General features: G+C 30.0%; 16 protein-coding genes. 7 read left to right on the top strand and 9 right to left on the bottom strand.

Features of this window, described 5'->3' with window-relative positions:
* Nucleotides 1–48: 48 nt before the first annotated feature.
* From CP965_RS04600 to purH, 5 genes are all read right to left on the bottom strand, one after another.
* Nucleotides 49–489, bottom strand: coding sequence for a GNAT family N-acetyltransferase (locus CP965_RS04600; RefSeq protein ID WP_129060905.1), 441 nt, complete (start codon nucleotides 487–489; stop codon nucleotides 49–51).
* A 109-nt stretch (nucleotides 490–598) separates the two neighbouring features.
* Complete coding sequence (locus tag CP965_RS04605) at nucleotides 599–1,426, bottom strand: PIN domain-containing protein (RefSeq protein WP_129060906.1); 828 nt, start codon at nucleotides 1,424–1,426, stop codon at nucleotides 599–601.
* A gap of 70 nt (nucleotides 1,427–1,496) precedes the next feature.
* Nucleotides 1,497–2,549, bottom strand: coding sequence for a DUF6414 family protein (locus CP965_RS04610; RefSeq protein ID WP_129060907.1), 1,053 nt, complete (start codon nucleotides 2,547–2,549; stop codon nucleotides 1,497–1,499).
* A 99-nt stretch (nucleotides 2,550–2,648) separates the two neighbouring features.
* The gene (locus CP965_RS04615; protein WP_206732256.1) at nucleotides 2,649–3,686 is read right to left on the bottom strand and encodes an RES family NAD+ phosphorylase; all 1,038 of its coding nucleotides are present in this window, start codon (nucleotides 3,684–3,686) and stop codon (nucleotides 2,649–2,651) included.
* A 370-nt stretch (nucleotides 3,687–4,056) separates the two neighbouring features.
* Nucleotides 4,057–5,589, bottom strand: a complete 1,533-nt coding sequence (gene purH, locus CP965_RS04620) for a bifunctional phosphoribosylaminoimidazolecarboxamide formyltransferase/IMP cyclohydrolase (protein ID WP_129060908.1) — start codon at nucleotides 5,587–5,589, stop codon at nucleotides 4,057–4,059.
* Nucleotides 5,590–5,738: 149 nt separating this feature from the next.
* Here purH and amt point away from each other — a divergent pair, with 149 nt between their 5' ends.
* The 5 genes from amt to CP965_RS04645 all read left to right on the top strand — a co-directional run bounded on the left by amt (nucleotide 5,739) and on the right by CP965_RS04645 (nucleotide 9,959).
* Nucleotides 5,739–7,553: an ammonium transporter gene (amt, locus tag CP965_RS04625; protein WP_129060909.1), complete on the top strand. Its 1,815-nt coding sequence runs from the start codon at nucleotides 5,739–5,741 to the stop codon at nucleotides 7,551–7,553.
* A 100-nt stretch (nucleotides 7,554–7,653) separates the two neighbouring features.
* Nucleotides 7,654–7,992, top strand: a complete 339-nt coding sequence (locus CP965_RS04630) for a hypothetical protein (protein WP_129060910.1) — start codon at nucleotides 7,654–7,656, stop codon at nucleotides 7,990–7,992.
* Nucleotides 7,992–9,242: a hypothetical protein gene (locus tag CP965_RS04635; RefSeq protein WP_129060911.1), complete on the top strand. Its 1,251-nt coding sequence runs from the start codon at nucleotides 7,992–7,994 to the stop codon at nucleotides 9,240–9,242. Before CP965_RS04630 ends, CP965_RS04635 begins: the two co-directional genes overlap by 1 nt.
* On the top strand, nucleotides 9,232–9,537 hold the full coding sequence (locus CP965_RS04640) for a metal-sulfur cluster assembly factor (RefSeq protein WP_129060912.1): 306 nt from the start codon (nucleotides 9,232–9,234) through the stop codon (nucleotides 9,535–9,537). The genes CP965_RS04635 and CP965_RS04640 overlap by 11 nt, the downstream gene beginning before the upstream one ends.
* A complete protein-coding gene (locus CP965_RS04645) occupies nucleotides 9,537–9,959 on the top strand; it encodes a hypothetical protein (RefSeq protein WP_228712674.1) in 423 nt (140 codons plus the stop codon). Before CP965_RS04640 ends, CP965_RS04645 begins: the two co-directional genes overlap by 1 nt.
* Nucleotides 9,960–9,969: 10 nt before the next feature.
* Here the strand turns inward: CP965_RS04645 and CP965_RS04650 are convergent, their stop codons facing one another.
* The 3 genes from CP965_RS04650 to CP965_RS04660 form a co-directional block, all read right to left on the bottom strand.
* The gene (locus CP965_RS04650; protein WP_129060913.1) at nucleotides 9,970–10,350 is read right to left on the bottom strand and encodes a DUF302 domain-containing protein; all 381 of its coding nucleotides are present in this window, start codon (nucleotides 10,348–10,350) and stop codon (nucleotides 9,970–9,972) included.
* An 11-nt stretch (nucleotides 10,351–10,361) separates the two neighbouring features.
* Nucleotides 10,362–12,575, bottom strand: coding sequence for a phosphoribosylformylglycinamidine synthase subunit PurL (gene purL, locus CP965_RS04655; RefSeq protein WP_129060914.1), 2,214 nt, complete (start codon nucleotides 12,573–12,575; stop codon nucleotides 10,362–10,364).
* Nucleotides 12,576–12,643: 68 nt separating this feature from the next.
* Nucleotides 12,644–13,603 carry a L,D-transpeptidase family protein gene (locus tag CP965_RS04660; protein ID WP_129060915.1) on the bottom strand — a complete coding sequence of 320 codons (960 nt, stop codon included), beginning with the start codon at nucleotides 13,601–13,603 and terminating at the stop codon, nucleotides 12,644–12,646.
* A gap of 80 nt (nucleotides 13,604–13,683) precedes the next feature.
* Here CP965_RS04660 and CP965_RS04665 point away from each other — a divergent pair, with 80 nt between their 5' ends.
* On the top strand, nucleotides 13,684–14,874 hold the full coding sequence (locus CP965_RS04665) for a peptidoglycan DD-metalloendopeptidase family protein (RefSeq protein ID WP_129060916.1): 1,191 nt from the start codon (nucleotides 13,684–13,686) through the stop codon (nucleotides 14,872–14,874).
* Nucleotides 14,874–16,226, top strand: coding sequence for a magnesium transporter (gene mgtE, locus CP965_RS04670; protein WP_129060917.1), 1,353 nt, complete (start codon nucleotides 14,874–14,876; stop codon nucleotides 16,224–16,226). The genes CP965_RS04665 and mgtE overlap by 1 nt, the downstream gene beginning before the upstream one ends.
* A 24-nt stretch (nucleotides 16,227–16,250) precedes the next feature.
* Here the strand turns inward: mgtE and folE are convergent, their stop codons facing one another.
* The gene (folE, locus tag CP965_RS04675; RefSeq protein ID WP_129060918.1) at nucleotides 16,251–16,823 is read right to left on the bottom strand and encodes a GTP cyclohydrolase I FolE; all 573 of its coding nucleotides are present in this window, start codon (nucleotides 16,821–16,823) and stop codon (nucleotides 16,251–16,253) included.
* Nucleotides 16,824–16,827: the final 4 nt, after the last annotated feature.

Here is a 16,827-nt window from a genome sequence, read left to right on the forward strand (position 1 = left end):
TGAGCCGATGAATTACCCTCAGGGTAATTTATTAGCTCCCCTGATTTGTTATATTTTCTTTAATTTCATGTGTATTAAAGGAAATGGGTTACCTTCTCCATCAAGTACAGAGCGACCTGATTGAACAAATCCCATTCGCTGATAAAACCCAATTGCATCGAGATTTTGTTCGTTTACATCAACTTTTGATGCGCCAAGATTCTCAATGGCGTATTTAGTTAACTTTCGACCGATTTTTTGACCGATATAATCTGGATCTACAAATAACATTTCAATTTTCGAATCAGCAACACCAATAAATGCCAATATCTTATCGTTAATATCTTTAAAACAACGCAAATCAACAGCATCAAAATACTGTTCTAAAATCAGAAGTTTTAACTCTGCGATTTTTTCCTCTGATAAAAATTTATGTGTTGCTCTAACAGAAGCTTCCCAGACATTGATTAATTCCTGATAATTTTCTTTTGTAACTTTTTGAATATTCATGGTTCCTTCTTTAAATATAACGTTTATCTTGAGAAATAGTTTTGCCCGCTAGGGTAAACTATTTCTCTCCAAGGTTTTGTTAGATTATTTTTTATAAATCATGTATACCTTAAAAAAACTTTTCCCATAATGGTTCAATTCTAGTGCCGATAATAGCTTTGCCAATATTATCTAATCCTCTAACCATTACATATAATCCAGCTAATATCTGCAATCCTTCTTTTGGACCCAAAGTGGAATAATTAAATAATGGAAAGAATACATATAATGACATAATTATACCAGCAAAGAACTCAAATACTCCATATGATAATCTAAAATTTTCTCTAAACCAAAAAAGTATAATTCCTACAATAGGTAATGCTACTAATGTTCCCCAAACTGTTATTGTTGATATGATAATATTTAAATAAAAATAAATTAAATTACCTAATATTGACGCAAAAATTCCAAGGAAAAAACTTATAAATAATTGTTTTTTTTGAGATGATACAATTTTATTTGCAGAATTCTTAACTTCTTCATTAATTGTTTCATTATCAGACTCATCTAAAAATACTTTACCAGTGATAGTTTTTACACCATTCTTTTTTAAAACTTTTGCAAATTTCAAATCATCAGTAACAACAATAGGAACATTAGTTTTTGATTCTTCTAGTGCTATATATAAAGTGTCTATATCACTATCACTTAATTTATAATTAGATTTATCTAATTCTGATATATTTTTTGTGGGATTTTTAGGAGCATGAATAATTTTGATTCCATTATCTATAAAACTTGATACAAATTTGAAAATATCTGGCATTTTAGTTTTGGGGCCAAACATATAAAGTTCATCCATTACAGATTTAGGTATTACCATTTCTCTACTTTCTATTCTAGAAAGAATTTGTGGATATTGAATTAAAATATTTGTATCAATTATATATATCATTTTGTTCCTTAGTAAATATTATTAATATAATAGCTACTATCTATATTCTTTTTGTTATCTAACGCCGCATTCAGCGGCTTGTCCGCTGCAATGCTTTGTTAGGCGATGTGTGACGATAAACTAAAATTGGATGCACTAACACTCTTGGATATCGACAAGTTCTCACCATTGCCTCCATACCGTCAAACCCTCTAAACATACCGCGAAAAGCACTTTCAACACTTTCAAAATCTTCTAGTTCATCTTTTTCAAATTCTTCCAACGGGGAGAAGCTTTCCTCCTCATTCAGTGGTACTGAAGTTACGATTCCAAGTATGGTAAACTCTTCTGTTGGAAAGGACCCGTATGTGAAATGGAATGCAGTTGGGTCATTAATTGTGAAGTTTTCGGAGTCTAAATGCCCAAAGATATGCTCATCGTTTTGATCTTTGAAGGGATAGACTCGAATATTAGTAATATTGGGCAAGAAAGCATCAATCCATGTTCTCATCCCATCCAGTATCCACTGAGGTACAGCATCTACCGCTGTCGATGAGGAAACTAAATTATCTAGTCCTTCTCTTAATTCTTTTGCTTTTTGTTTTGCCTTAGATTTCTTATTCCTATCACCTGTCGTATTTTCAAGCTCTTTTATCTGCTGTTCAATTGCCTGATACTCAGGATTGTCTTTTAATGAATCGGCATGACTCCTATTGATAAGTTTCACGATATCAGGAAAGTCTTTACCAATTTTCTTCATTCTTTCATAGTCTTCAATGACTATTCGCCCTGTGCATTTGATACATAATGCATTTTTCAATGTTGCTCTTAGCTCTGGGTCTTTAAGGGTTTTGTCTCCGTCAAGACCGTCTAAGTCCAAGAGATAACCTGACGACAATAATTCTGCTTCCAATTCTTGCAGCAGTGCATGATGAGGCTTGATTGTTGTTTTGTCTTGATCTTTGTCTTGAGTGGTTCCACCTGCATCATGTTTAAACACTTTGAAATCGTAATTTCTTTTGTTGTCTGAGGTGATACTTTTCTCAGATTGAGTTTCCTTAAGCTCAACAACGCCTCCCGTGAGCTGACTGTACAATGAAATTGCTTTATCTAAATCAACATACAAATAGTCATATAAATTCACAGGACTTCCTTATTTTAATTTTTCGCCTAACGTTTAAAATGAGCCGATGAATTGCCCGCAGGGTAATTTATTGGCTCCGCTGATTTGTTAGGTATTCTTTTAATATTCCACTGGTCCAAAATGTACTCCGTACTCAACAGTATGTAAAACTAATCTATTTATACATTTAACACTTATTTTTGATTCCTTAAGAGGCTTTCCAAATAATGCAAGGTTTTGAATTATTTTACTTTTTTCATACTCATGTAATTGAGGAATTAACCTATGTGACAGACCATACGTTGTTTCAAATGGCATCCCTCCTGAACGAAGTAAACTAAAATATGATGGATAAGCAATTCCATCATATCCATTCTCCTTTGCCAACCTACTAAGGTCTCTTGATATTTCATAAGAGTGTTTACCGGCTAAAAAAAGCATATGTACAGCCATATCCAAACTTTCAAATTCAGTACAATCTTCTTTGAGTATTGCAGTAAGATCAAGAAGTTTTAATGTTCTGGTTGGTTGAAAAGTTGCTACAAAAATTTCGTCCTCTGCACTCACTCGACACTCGTGAATACAAACTTGTAAATCCTGAGAACCATAAAGAATTGAAAAATCAGTAGAATCTAAACGACCATTGCCTGAATATTCTAGTGGAGGGCTATCATATTCAGATTCAACATGAGGTTTTTCGGGGTTAATTCGTATACGATAAAAAAGGTCATCTTTTGAAAAATCAATTGTAGGGTATTCATTTAATACTCTCTCTAATACATTTTTTCGATTTGTTTCACTAATCAATTCTTTGAGTGGTTCGATTTCACCAACCATCCATAATCTTGGACCGTAATGAAAAAAACCTATTTTTAATACTTTTTCAAAAAGATGAATATCGTTCTGAATCCAAGTTGATGAAGCTATACTTGTTTTTTGATGCTGATTAAATTGAACAATTGGAGCCGCTCCATAATCACATCTATAAAGTGTTCCCCAAACAAAGAAACGATGGGCTAATTGAATTAAACGTGCTTCATCAAGCTTCCGTCCTAGTTTACTTCCACAGTTTTCACAAAGGTTGTCATTTTCTACACCCATTTGAAAAGCACTTAACTTTAGACCTTCATCATAAAAACATTCAGAGCATAAAACCACGTATCACCTTTCAATTATTTGTATATACCTAACTATTTATTGAATATACATTATATAAATAAAGTACTTAAATCCACTAATTTATTATATATTTAGTAAAAAAGCTTATTTCACGCATCTTTATAAATAAAGATTACAAAATACAATATTTTTTCTATATATTTTTATTATAAGTTATAATTTTTATGTATATTTTATATCGATATTTGAAACTTTAATATACATAATGTATGTTAAAAGTGAAAAATTTAACTTTAAATAACATTTTATAGTTTAGGAGATATTATGGGCAAAGATATATATTTTATTTCAAAATAAATCAAGGTAGAGAGTTATGAAGAAAGATTGCTTTTATGCAATCTTTCTATTTTTAGTGTAAAAAGTGTCTTTTACCTGAGAAGTATAAAGCCATACCAAACTCATTTGCTGCTTCAATAATCTCATCATCTCTGATACTTCCACCTGGTTCAATCACACATTTTACACCTGCTTCTTGTGCAGCATCAATTGAATCTCTAAATGGAAAGAATGCTTCAGATGCTAGAACTGAACCTGTTACATCTAGTCCTAAGTCTTCTGCTTTTCTAAGTGCTGCTTTAGCTGCATCAACTCTTGAAGTCATACCCATACCAACTGCTACCATTGCCGAGTTTTTCACGTATACAACACAATTTGATTTTGTTAAAGAAGCTACTTTATATGCTATTTCCATATCTTTTACTTCTTGTTCGCTTGCTTCTCTTTTTGATTTTAGTTCTGAGTTTCTTACTTCATCATCTTCAACTTTATCAGCATCTTGGTAAACAAATCCACCATCAACTATTTTGAAGTTAAATGCATCATTTGCCATTTCAAGTTTTGCAGTTCCTTGTTTGAATAGTTTGATTCTTTTTTTCTTGTTTAACTCTTCTTCTGCCTCAGGAGTGAAATCAGCTGCAAATACAACTTCTAAGAAGATTTCATTCATTTTTACTGCTAAGTCTAAATCAACTACACCATTTACTGCTACAACTCCACCAAATGCAGAGATTGGGTCACATTTAAGAGCTTCAGTATAAGATTCTAAAAGTGTATCTTTGATAGCAAATCCACAAGGGTTTCCGTGTTTTACGATACAAACTGCATTGTCATCACCAAAAGCAGATGCTATTTTTGCAGCTCCTGAGATATCTCCCATATTATTGAAACTTGCTTCACCTTTTAGTGTGATAAATTTATTTGATAAGTGTTTATCAAACTCGTATAAAGCACCTTTTTGGTGTGGGTTCTCTCCATATCTTGTATCAAATACTTTCTCACCAACGATAAATTGTTTTTGCCCCATACCGTTGTTGAATCTTTTGTTCATATAGTTTGCAATCATAGAGTCATATGCTGCTGTGTGCTCATATGCTTTTATCATCAAGTCTCTTCTGAACTCTTGAGTATTTGTATCATTTTTTAGGTTGTTTAATACAACATCATAATCAGCAACATCAGTTACAATGATAACAGAGTCATGGTTTTTAGCAGCAGATCTAACCATAGCTGGACCACCAATATCGATGTTCTCAATAATCTCTTCAAAGTCATCAGTTTTTTCAATAGTTGCTTTGAATGGGTATAAATTAACACATACTAAATCAATACCTTCAACTCCAAGTTCTTTTGCTTGGTCTAAGTGAGATTGTTTATCACGTCTGTGTAAAATACCACCATGAATATATGGGTTTAGAGTTTTAACTCTACCTTCAAAACACTCAGGGAATTTTGTAACTTCATTTGCTTCAATTACAGCTATTCCTGCATCTTTAAGCTTATTATATGTACCACCAGTAGAAATAATTTCATAACCTAACTCTACAAGTTCTTTTGCAAAGTTTTCAACACCACTTTTGTCACTTACACTAATTAATGCTCTCAATTTAAGTCCTCTTTTAAATTATTATACTTGCCATTATACTAAAAAAGTGATTATGTGTTGCTTGTTTAAGATTGTCTATTTTATATATAACTTTTATACTAGGGATTGTTATTTTTACTGTTATAATATTTTCTTTTGAAGGGTCTTATATGAGCAATCTTGATTTATTATGGATATTACTTAGTGCTTTTTTAGTTTTCCTAATGCAATTTGGTTTTTCTTTAATTGAAACGGGTACTGTGAGAACAAAAAATACCATAAATGTAGCAATGAAAAACTTAATAGATACGGTATTTGGTATTATTTTTTTCTGGATTATTGGTTTTGGTTTAATGTTTGGAAGTAGTAATTCAGGTTTTATTGGAATAGATAGTTTTCTAATAGATGGCAAAAATTTAGAACAAAATGCAATCTTTTTCTTTCAAGCTATGTTTGCTGCAACTGCTATTACTATTGTTTCAGGAGCAGTTGCAGAAAGAATAAGATTCAATGCTTATATTATTGTTGCAATAATTGTGGCTTCTATTATTTATCCTATTTTTGGGCATTGGAGTTGGAACTCTCAAGGTTGGCTAAAGCAAATGGGATTTGTAGATTTTGCAGGTTCTACTGTTGTCCACTCTATAGGAGCTTGGATTGGGCTTGCAGGTACTTTAGTACTGGGAGCACGATTAGGAAAATTTAGAAAAGGGAAAGTAAACTATTTTGCACCTTCAAATCATAACTTTATAGTTTTTGGGGTATTTGTTCTTATGTTAGCTTGGTTTGGCTTTAATGCTGGAAGTTTATTTGAATTTGATATTCAAGTTACTCTTATATTATTTAATACTTTAATTTCTGCACTATTTGGTGGTTTTGCTGCTTGGTTAATAACTTTTATCAATAAAGAAAGAACAGGTGTAGAAATTTTCAGTTTTGGAATTATTTCTGGATTAGTTGGTATAACTGCTGGATGTCATGTATTTTCTGTTTATGAATCTGCTTTTGTAGGTTTTATGTCTGCTATTATTATGCATATTACAAATGAATATTTAACAAAAAAACTAAAAATTGATGACCCTTTGAGTGTTATTAGTATTCATGGTTTTGCCGGAGCTTGGGGAACTCTTGCTGTTGCAATTTTTACTGATTCTCAAATAGGCTTATCTACTTTTGAATTTATTCTTGTTCAAACTTTAGGACTATTAAGTGCTTTTTTATTTTCATTTGTTTTGGGCTTGATTTTATTTCTTGTTTTACAAAGATATAAATTATTAAGAGTTAGAAAAAAACATGAAGTAATTGGTCTAAATACAAGTGAACATAATGCAAAACTTCCTTGGGTAGAAACAATTGAAAGTATTGTAACAATTATGAAAACAGGAAATATAAATAAAAAAATATATGAAGAAAGAGATACAGAAGTTGGAATTGTTGCAAAATTTTTTAACTACTTACTTGCCATGCTTAGAGAGAAAAATGAAAATCTTAAAAAATCAAATACCTCTTTACATAAAAAAGCTTATTATGATTCTTTAACAAATATTTTAAATAGGAGAGGTTTATTAGAAAAAATCAAAAATAAACCTTTTGAGGATGAATATTCAATAATTATTGCTGATATTGATAAATTTAAAAATGTAAATGATACTTATGGACACGATGTAGGAGATATTATTTTAAGTGAATTTGCCTCTTTAATAAGTAAAAAGATACGTTCACATGATATTTTTGCAAGATGGGGAGGAGAAGAGTTTATAATTGTTATAAATACTAGTGATTTAAATATTGTGCAAAATATTGCAGAAAAGATAAGACTTGATATTGCAAGTTCAAAATTTACTACAGTAGGAAATGTAACTGCTTCATTTGGAGCAAGTAATTTTAAGAAAAAGAATCAAAACTTTGAGGATATATTTAAAAATGCAGATGAGGCTTTATATCAAGCTAAAAAACTAGGAAGAAATAGAGTTTACTGTTATTAATTTTTCTTATAATTATCTATTCTTCTATTTTTATTGATGCCAGTCAATAAATTTATTTTTTAAAATCGTTAAACTTCTATAAATAACATAAGGAATTAAAATGGAAAAAATAGAAGTTCAAGGAGCAAGTGTTGATTTCTTTAAATCAATTGAAGATGGTTTAACAACTTATCATTTTGATACAAGTAAATGTGGTCCACCTGAACCAATGGTAAATGCAATGGCAGGACTTCAATTATTAGATGAAAATAGTCAGTTAATTATGATTAATCATAAATCACCAGCAGGTTTATTTCCAAAAATAGAAGAAGAATTTACTTTTTTTGTGGAAGAATTAGAAAACGGATTAGCAAAAGTAGTATTTAGAAAAAAAGCAAATTCTAATGAAGAAACTGATTTTACACAAACTAGTTGCGGTGGAACAGGATGTAATCACTAATGAATATTTCAACTGCATTTGCACCACCTTTTAAACTTGTTGCACCTTTTTTTGTTTTAGGAGTAATGTTTTTTCTAATAAGCATTTTACTTATGTTTGGATCTAACCTTGAGACTTTGCACTACTTAAACAGTAGTACTCTTGCTTGGGTTCATATTTTCTTACTTTCATTTGTAATGCTTATTATTTTAGGAGCAATGGCTCAACTTGTTCCTGTAGTTTTAGAAGTTGGTCATTGTGCAGTTGATTTATATTATGCTATTTATCCTTTAGTTATTGTAGGTACTACTTTAATGGCTTTTGGTTTTTATAGCTTACCTATTTTACTTCCTTTTGGAGGAACTGCTATTTTTATAGCAATGTCAATTTTCTTAATTGAAACATTTTTAACAATATTAAAAGTTAAGAAGATAAATTTCATTATAGGCACAATTATCATCTCAAATATATTTTTACTCTTGGGACTAATTGTTGGTATAGTTTTAGCACTAAATCATTCAGGAATCATTTCTGTTGATTCATTTAAACTTTTAAAAGCTCATATTTTTTTAGTTTTCTTTGGATATGTGGGAACTACTATTATGAGTATGAGTTTAATACTACTTCCAATGTTTTGGTTAAGTCATAGCTTTTCATGGCTTTATGTGAAAAGTGCTTTTTATATTTTATGTTCAAGTATTATTTCAATGCTTATTTTTAGTTTTTTAAATATTAATATCTTTGAAATGATATCTTATATACTTTGTATAATCTCACTACTTTTATATTTTGTACAAATATTTGTAATATACAAAAAAAGAGTAAGAGTAGAAGTTGATATTTACTTTAAAAGTATGGTTTTTTCATACTTTAGTTTAATAATATCACTTATTTTTTTAATAACATACTTATTTTATGAAAATGACAATCTTTTAATTTCTGCATCATGGCTTATACTTGTTGGTTTTATTGGGTTTTTAATTGCAGGACATTTGTATAAAATAGTTCCTTTCTTAGTTTGGTATGAAAGATTCTCTATGTTTGTTGGGAAAAAACAAGTACCTATGTTAAATGATTTAATTCCTAAAAAAAGCTCAAATTTTCAGTTTATTATGTCTTCTATAGGAATTATAATTGTGACAATTGGATTATTAACAAATATAAGTGAGATTTATAAAAGTGGTTTATGTTTCTTAACTATTGGTGTTATCTTTTTACTAAAAGATATTTTATATATGGCAAATATTAAGGAGGAATCATATGTATTCTAAAGAAGAAATTTTTAGTGCAGTTTCGACTGTTATTGACCCTGAAGTTGGATTTAATCTTGTAGAGATGGGACTTATTTATGATGCAAGTTGTAATGAAAAAATGGAAGTTCTTGTAACTATGACCCTTAGTACAAAAGCTTGTCCTTTACATCAACTAATTATTCAATGGGTGGAAGAAGCAGTTTTAAAGGAACTTCCAGAAGTAACACTTGCAAGTGTTGATTTAGTTTGGGAACCGGTTTGGAATATTTCAATGGCACAAGATCATGTAAAACAAAAACTTGGTGCTTTTTAATGACTTTTTTACTTGTAAAATTAATTCATATTTTTTCAGTATTTATATATGCAGGTTTTTTATTTACTGATAACCTTATTTTAATGAGAATGCAAAAAACTCTAAGTGAAGAAAAATATAAAGAAGTTAGATCTTACTTTGCAAAACTAACACGTGCTATAGTTCCAAAAGCTTTAGTAATTGCAGTGATTTCTGGAATATACTTATTTCATATTAGTTTTGGAAGTTTTCCTGAAAACTATGACTTTTCATCTTTTCAAATTCTTCTTTCATTAAAAGCAATTTTAGGATTATGGCTAGGATTTAGAGGTATTTTACAAGTGTTTTTTGGAATTCAACCTTTTGTATTTAAAGGTCACAGACTTCCATTTATTTTGGTTATTTTGATTATATTTTTATCACAAATAATGTATAGCATTTAATAGATAAAGCTTAAATAGCTTCATCTATTAAATTATGTAAAGTTTCTTGTGTAGTTTTTGCTATTGATAGCATACTTTCTTCTATTGGTTTAACTAAACCTTCAATAGAATTCATAACTATACCTGTTTGTCCATCTTTACTATATACTGAAATTTTACATGGCATAATTGAAGATAAGTTTCTATTTGCAGTTAAAAACTCTTTTGCCACATTTGGATTACAAACATCAAGAATTTGACATTCATCATCAAACTCTATTCCTTTTGAATTAAGAGTTTCTTTTACATTATGAATATGTAAAACACCAAACTTATAATTTGGTGCTTTTTCACAAATAGAATTTACTACCTCTTGAACACTTTTTGAAGATTTCTTAATATATTGTTGCATTTTAAAAATTCCTATAAATCTTGTTCAATTACTTCTTTAAATCTATTGAAGTATACATTTTTAGCATCTTCTAATTTTGTATTAATATCATTGATGGCAATTTTTTCTCCACCAACTTTTCCTAATTCTGTAGCTTTCATTCCTTTTGAAGCACATAGTTTTTCAAATGCATCTTTATTTTCAGGTGTAACTTCAACAACAGCTCTACTTAATGTTTCAGAGAATAAATCTTTGTCAGCTTCTAATTTAATATTTGCTTCTAAACCTTTGTTTCCAACAACTGCCATTTTTGCTAATGCAATTGCTAACCCACCAACATTAACATCTTTTGCAGCTTTTAATAAACCTTGGTTATTTGCTTCAATTACTGTATTCCATAGGTTAAGTTCTTTTGCAAAATCAACTTCTGGATGAGCTCCTGCAACTTTTCCATATAGTTTTTTAAGATATAAAGAAGCACCAAATTCTCCTTTAGTATCTCCTAAAAGATATAAAGAGTTTCCATCTTCTTGTAAGCAAGAAGGTAATACTTTATTTGCATCATCATTTACACCAACCATTGCAATTGCAGGAGTTGGAAAAACACCTACTTCATTTGTTTCATTATATAAAGATACATTTCCACCAATAACAGGAGTATTTAACTCTTTACAAGCAGATTTGATACCTTCACAAGCTTGGGCAAACTGCCACATTACTTCTGGGTTTTGTGGGTTACCAAAATTTAGACAATCTGTAATTGCTTTTGGAGTAGCTCCTGTCATAGCAACATTTCTTCCTGATTCCATAACAGCAGCAGCAGCTCCAAGTTCAGGGTTAACATAACATTGTCTTGTATTACAATCAGCCGACATAGCTAAAGCTTTTCCAGTCTCTTTGATTCTAATTACAGAACCATCATTTTTACCTGGTCCTTTTACAGTATTTGTTTGTACCATTGAATCATATTGGTCATAAACCCAAGATTTATCAACTACTTCCATATCAGATAATAGTTTATCAAAGGCTTCTTGATTTGAAATATCTTTATCTAAAGAGATATTTTCAATATCACTTAAATATGCTGGTTTTGCTACTGGTCTATCTAATACTGGTGATTGTTCAGAAACTGGTTGAACTGGTACTTCAGCGCATTTTTCACCATGCCAAAATAGTTCCATATTTCCTGTATCAGTTACTTCACCAACAACAGCAACATCTAGTTCCCATTTTTCAAAGATATCAATAATCTTTTGTTCACTACCTTTTTTAGCACAAATAAGCATTCTCTCTTGTGATTCAGATAACATGAAATCATAAGGAGTCATTCCCTCTTCTCTTGCTGGGATCTTATCTAAGTGCATAATCATACCAGAGTCAGATCTTCCTGCCATTTCAAATGAAGATGAAGTAAGTCCTGCAGCACCCATATCTTGAATACCAATAATTAAATCTTCTTTAAATAATTCTAAGCAAGCTTCTAAAAGTAATTTTTCTGTAAATGGATCTCCAACTTGTACAGTTGGTCTTTTTGATTCAGAATCTTCATCAAATGAAGCAGAACTCATAACAGCCCCACCAAGTCCATCACGTCCAGTTTTAGACCCAACATACATTACTGGGTTTCCGATACCTTCTGCTTTTCCGTAGAAGATTTCATCTGCTTTTGCAATACCTAAGTTAAATGCATTTACAAGGTTATTTCCTGCATAACACTCTTCGAAGTTTGTTTGTCCACCAATAGTTGGAACTCCCATACAGTTACCATATCCACCAATACCAGCAACAACTCCTCTTAAAAGGTATCTATGTTTCTTAGCAATTTCACTGTCACCTTCGATTCCAGCAAATTGAATTAAGTTCATACTTGCAACAGGTCTAGCTCCCATTGTAAATACATCTCTCATAATTCCACCAACACCAGTTGCAGCACCTTGATATGGTTCTATAAATGATGGGTGATTGTGAGATTCCATTTTGAATACAGCAGCATAACCGTCACCAATATCAATAACCCCTGCATTTTCACCTGGACCTTGAATAACCCATGGTGCTTTAGTTGGGAAACCTTTTAAATATTTTGTACTTGATTTATACGAACAATGTTCAGACCACATTGCAGAGAAAATTCCAATCTCCACATAATTTGGTTCTCTTCCTAAAATTTCTTTAATATTTTCAAGTTCATCAAGTGTTAAAGAGTGTGCAAGTGCCATCTCTTCAAGATTCATCTCTTCTTTTTGCATCTTCGCCCTTAAATTATGGTAGTTTATAAGTTAATGCGATTATACAAAAAAAGCTCTTAGTATTTGTTTTAACCTTCTGAAAGTATCTTTACCTTATCATCTTTTAATTCAATATATAACTCTTTTTTTCCTACAAAAGTATAATATTTTGTTTGATAATCTTCATCCATAATAACTTTATACATTTGCTTGTTTAATGAATTTGGATAAGGAGCTATATTTATATTTGAGAATATAATCTTTTTTTCTTCTTTTTTATCAAAAATTCTCTTTTTATATTTAGAAAATTTTTCAAAAGACATTCCTCTATCATTTTTGAAAGACTCATCATAAAAGTTTAAATATTCTTCTAAATCTGATTTTTTCCAAGCATCTCGCCACTTATAAATAGCAGCTAAAATTGTACTTATTTCTTCTTTATTAGCTTTTTTTAGATCTTCATTACTAATCAATAAAATAGATTTTTCATGGGAAATAGTCTCATCAATTTTTTCCAATTGAGCATTATCTAAAGCAATACAACCTTGTGTATATTTTTCCCTTTCTTGATTTAAAGGCATTCCATGAATCCAAATTCCATGTCCATTTTTATTTAAAGCCTTATCAAAAGTATTTGGATAAGATGTAACAAGGGCAAGAGGTCCATAAAATTGATCTAACTTTGTAAGTTTTTTTGTTAGTAAATATGCACCCTCTGGAGTTTTTAAATCCCCTTCAATTTGTTTATCACCCTCTTTTTCTCCTACAATAATATCATCTTCTAATAATAAATCATAATCATCTTTTTCCACTTTAAATACTTTTAGTTCTTTTGTCTTTTTTTGTGCTATGATAAGATACTTTTTAGATTCATAATATCCATATTCTACATTTTTATTGGCTAAATAATTCTGCCAGTACTCTTTTTTAAGAAGTTCTTTCTCAAGTTCTCTTTTTACTGCATCTAAACCTTCATTTCTATAAAGGTCAACTAGGTCTGAAACTAACCATGTATACGATAAAAATAAAAGAAGAATTACTTTTTTCATAAAATTCCCTATTTTCTTTATTAACTCTTTAAGTTCGGGATTGTATAATAATTTCTCTAATTTTAGTATAAAGAAGTGCCGTGAAGAGAATTATTTTATTATTATTTATGTTTTTAAATTCAATTGTAGTTGCCCAAGAGGTTCAAGAGTTAAAGTGGCAAAGAGGAGAATCTTTTTTAACTTTTCTTGACCATTATAATATTCCTCAATCCCTTTATTTCGACTTAGAAAAAGAAGATAAAGAATTATGTTCAGAGATTAGAGCAGGTATAAATTATCATTTATTATTAAATGAAGACAATACTTTAAAACAAGTATTAATTCCTGTTTCAGAAGATATTCAATTACATGTATCAAAACAAAAGGATGGAAATTATAAGTTTCAAACTTTACCTATTTCATATGATGAATTTGAAGAAACTTTAGTTATAAGTACAACAAGCTCTCCCTATCTTGATATTATGAAAAAAACAAACAATAAAAATCTTGCAAATGAACTTATCCGTGCATTTAAATCAAGTGTAGACTTTAGAAGTATGCAAAAAGGTGATTTTGTTGTAATAAACTATAAACAAAAAATAAGATTAGGTAAATATTTTGGACAACCTGAAATAGTGGCAGCAATGGTACAAGTTAATAGAGATAATCATTTTATTTTCAGACATGAAAGAGATGGTCAATATTATAACTTAGAGGGTAAAAGCTTGACAAATTTTACATTTATGACTCCTGTAAGATATAAAAGAATTTCAAGTAAATTTCAAAAAAGAAGATATCATCCTGTTTTAAAAAGATATAGAGCTCACCTAGGAGTAGATTACGCTGCACCAACAGGAACAAAGGTAAAAGCAGCAGCAGACGGAAGAATTACTTTTAGAGGAAGAAAAGGTGGGTATGGAAATACTGTTATTGTTCAACATAAAAATGGATTAAGAACTTTATATGCGCACTTATATAAATTTAAAGGTGGATTAAGAGTTGGGAGTCGAGTAAAAAAAGGTCAACTAATAGCTTATGTTGGAAGTACAGGACTTAGTACAGGTCCTCATTTACACTTAGGTTTATACAGAAATGGTGTTGCAATTGATCCATTAAGAATCATAAAAGTAACAAAAAATAAACTAAAAGGAAAAGAAAAAAGAGTATTTTTGCAATATGCTAAAACGTTATCAAATAGACTGCAAAATAAGACTAAAAATATTAATGACTTAATACCTACAAAACTCGAAGATATGATTTCAAGTACTCCTATTAAAATTAGGAATATTTAATGTTAGAAGAGCAAGTTATATCAAATGCAGAAGAACTTCTAAAAAAAATTGAAGAGCTTCATCCTAGTGATATTGCTTACTCTTTAAAAAGAATTAATAAAGAAAATCACGAACTTTTTTTTAATACTATAAAACAAATTCCCGATGAACTTTTAGGGGAAGTAATTTTAGAACTTCCTGATTATTTAAGGGAAGATGTATACGAAGAACTATCAATTGAAAAACTTACTGATGCAGTTGAAGAACTTGAATCAGATGATGCTACAGATATTATTCAAGAAATTGAAGAGATTGATGAAAATAAAGCAAAAGAAGTCATTGATGGTTTAGAAGAAGAAGACCAAGAAGAAATTAACTGGCTAAAAAGATATGATCAAGATGAAGCTGGTTCATATATGCAAACAGAACTTTTTTCTGCAAATTTAAAAGAGACTATTCAATTCTCAATTAATAGACTTAGAGAAGGTAAAGAAAGTGATGAGCTAGTTAATATTCATCAAGTTTTCATTGTAAATGATGATAAAAAACTTATTGCTTCAATTTTACTTGAAGATTTGATTATTTTTGATTTTTCAAAAACTTATGAAGAGATTATCAATTCCCATGAAGAAAATAAATTTAAACCTTTTATAGTCCAAGATAATGATGACATTGATTATGTAGCAAAACAGTTTGAAAAATATGATTTATCAGTTGTTGCAGTTACAGGATTTCAAGGTATGTTAATGGGAAGAATTACAGCTGATGATATTTTAGATGTAATTGAAGAAAATGCAACGGAACAAATGTATCAATTAGCAGGGGTAGATGAAGAGTTTGAACAAGATGATAATTTACTTACTATTGCTAAAAAAAGAGGTTTTTGGCTATTTCTTAATTTAGGAACTGCTATTTTAGCTTCTTTAGTAATTGGACTTTTTGATGATACAATTCAATCTTATGTTGCACTTGCAATTTTAATGCCTATTGTTGCATCAATGGGAGGAAATGCAGGAACTCAAACCTTAGCCGTAATGGTAAGGCAGTTAGCTTTAGGAGATATTGATTTTGATAATAGTAAAGATGCTATAAAAAAAGAAGTTTTTATCTCCATAGTAAATGGTTTTGTTTTTGCACTTATTATAGGTCTTATTGCTTGGGCATGGTTTGATAAAACAATGTTAGGTGTTGTTATTGCAATGTCAATGGTAATTAACCTTTTTAGTGCAGGTTTTTTTGGAGCTGTAATTCCTCTACTTCTTAAAAAGTTTGATATTGACCCAGCTATTGGAAGTACTGTTTTACTTACAACAGTGACAGATATTGTTGGTTTTTTTAGCTTTTTAATGCTAGCAAAAATAATATTACTATAAAAGCTAATAAGTAAGCTTAAAAGCCTACTTATGTAAAGATTGAGCTACTATTGATAGAAACTCATCTTTTGTTGTCTTTTCTCTTTTAAATAATCCTCTAAGTGCAGAAGTAACAGTTGTTGAACAGATTTTTTCAACTCCTCTCATTTCCATACACATATGCCTTGCATCTATCATAACAGCAACACCTTTTGGATTTAAAGCCTCATGAAGGGCATCACAAATTTGTTCAGTCATTTGCTCTTGTATTTGAAGTCTTCTAGCGAATACATCTACTATCCTTGGTATTTTACTAAGCCCTACAACTTTTCCATCTGGAATATATGCAATATGAGCTTTTCCAATAATTGGTAACATATGATGTTCACACATTGAATAAAACTCAATATCTTTTATTACTACCATTTCATCATTTGTACTTGTGAAAAGTGCTTGATTTATAATCTCTTTTGGGTCTTGTTTATATCCTCCACACATAAACTCAAAAGCTTTTCTTACTCTACTTGGAGTCTTTTCTAATCCTTCTCTGTTTACATCTTCCCCGATGTATTCTAAAATATTTTTAACAGAGTTTTCAAATTCTAACTCTTTACTCATAAAT

Origin of the sequence: Halarcobacter mediterraneus (genome assembly GCF_004116625.1) — a bacterium.
Taxonomy (GTDB): Bacteria; Campylobacterota; Campylobacteria; order Campylobacterales; family Arcobacteraceae; genus Halarcobacter; species Halarcobacter mediterraneus.

Coding starts and splice junctions, on each gene's coding strand:
- CP965_RS04630 (WP_129060910.1), top strand. CDS start 7,654: ATGGAAAAAATAGAAGTTCAAGGAGCAAGTGTTGATTTCTTTAAATCA.
- mgtE (WP_129060917.1), top strand. CDS start 14,874: ATGTTAGAAGAGCAAGTTATATCAAATGCAGAAGAACTTCTAAAAAAA.
- CP965_RS04645 (WP_228712674.1), top strand. CDS start 9,537: ATGACTTTTTTACTTGTAAAATTAATTCATATTTTTTCAGTATTTATA.
- folE (WP_129060918.1), bottom strand. CDS start 16,823: ATGAGTAAAGAGTTAGAATTTGAAAACTCTGTTAAAAATATTTTAGAA.
- amt (WP_129060909.1), top strand. CDS start 5,739: ATGAGCAATCTTGATTTATTATGGATATTACTTAGTGCTTTTTTAGTT.
- CP965_RS04600 (WP_129060905.1), bottom strand. CDS start 489: ATGAATATTCAAAAAGTTACAAAAGAAAATTATCAGGAATTAATCAAT.
- purL (WP_129060914.1), bottom strand. CDS start 12,575: ATGCAAAAAGAAGAGATGAATCTTGAAGAGATGGCACTTGCACACTCT.
- CP965_RS04635 (WP_129060911.1), top strand. CDS start 7,992: ATGAATATTTCAACTGCATTTGCACCACCTTTTAAACTTGTTGCACCT.
- CP965_RS04640 (WP_129060912.1), top strand. CDS start 9,232: ATGTATTCTAAAGAAGAAATTTTTAGTGCAGTTTCGACTGTTATTGAC.
- CP965_RS04660 (WP_129060915.1), bottom strand. CDS start 13,603: ATGAAAAAAGTAATTCTTCTTTTATTTTTATCGTATACATGGTTAGTT.
- CP965_RS04605 (WP_129060906.1), bottom strand. CDS start 1,426: ATGATATATATAATTGATACAAATATTTTAATTCAATATCCACAAATT.
- CP965_RS04650 (WP_129060913.1), bottom strand. CDS start 10,350: ATGCAACAATATATTAAGAAATCTTCAAAAAGTGTTCAAGAGGTAGTA.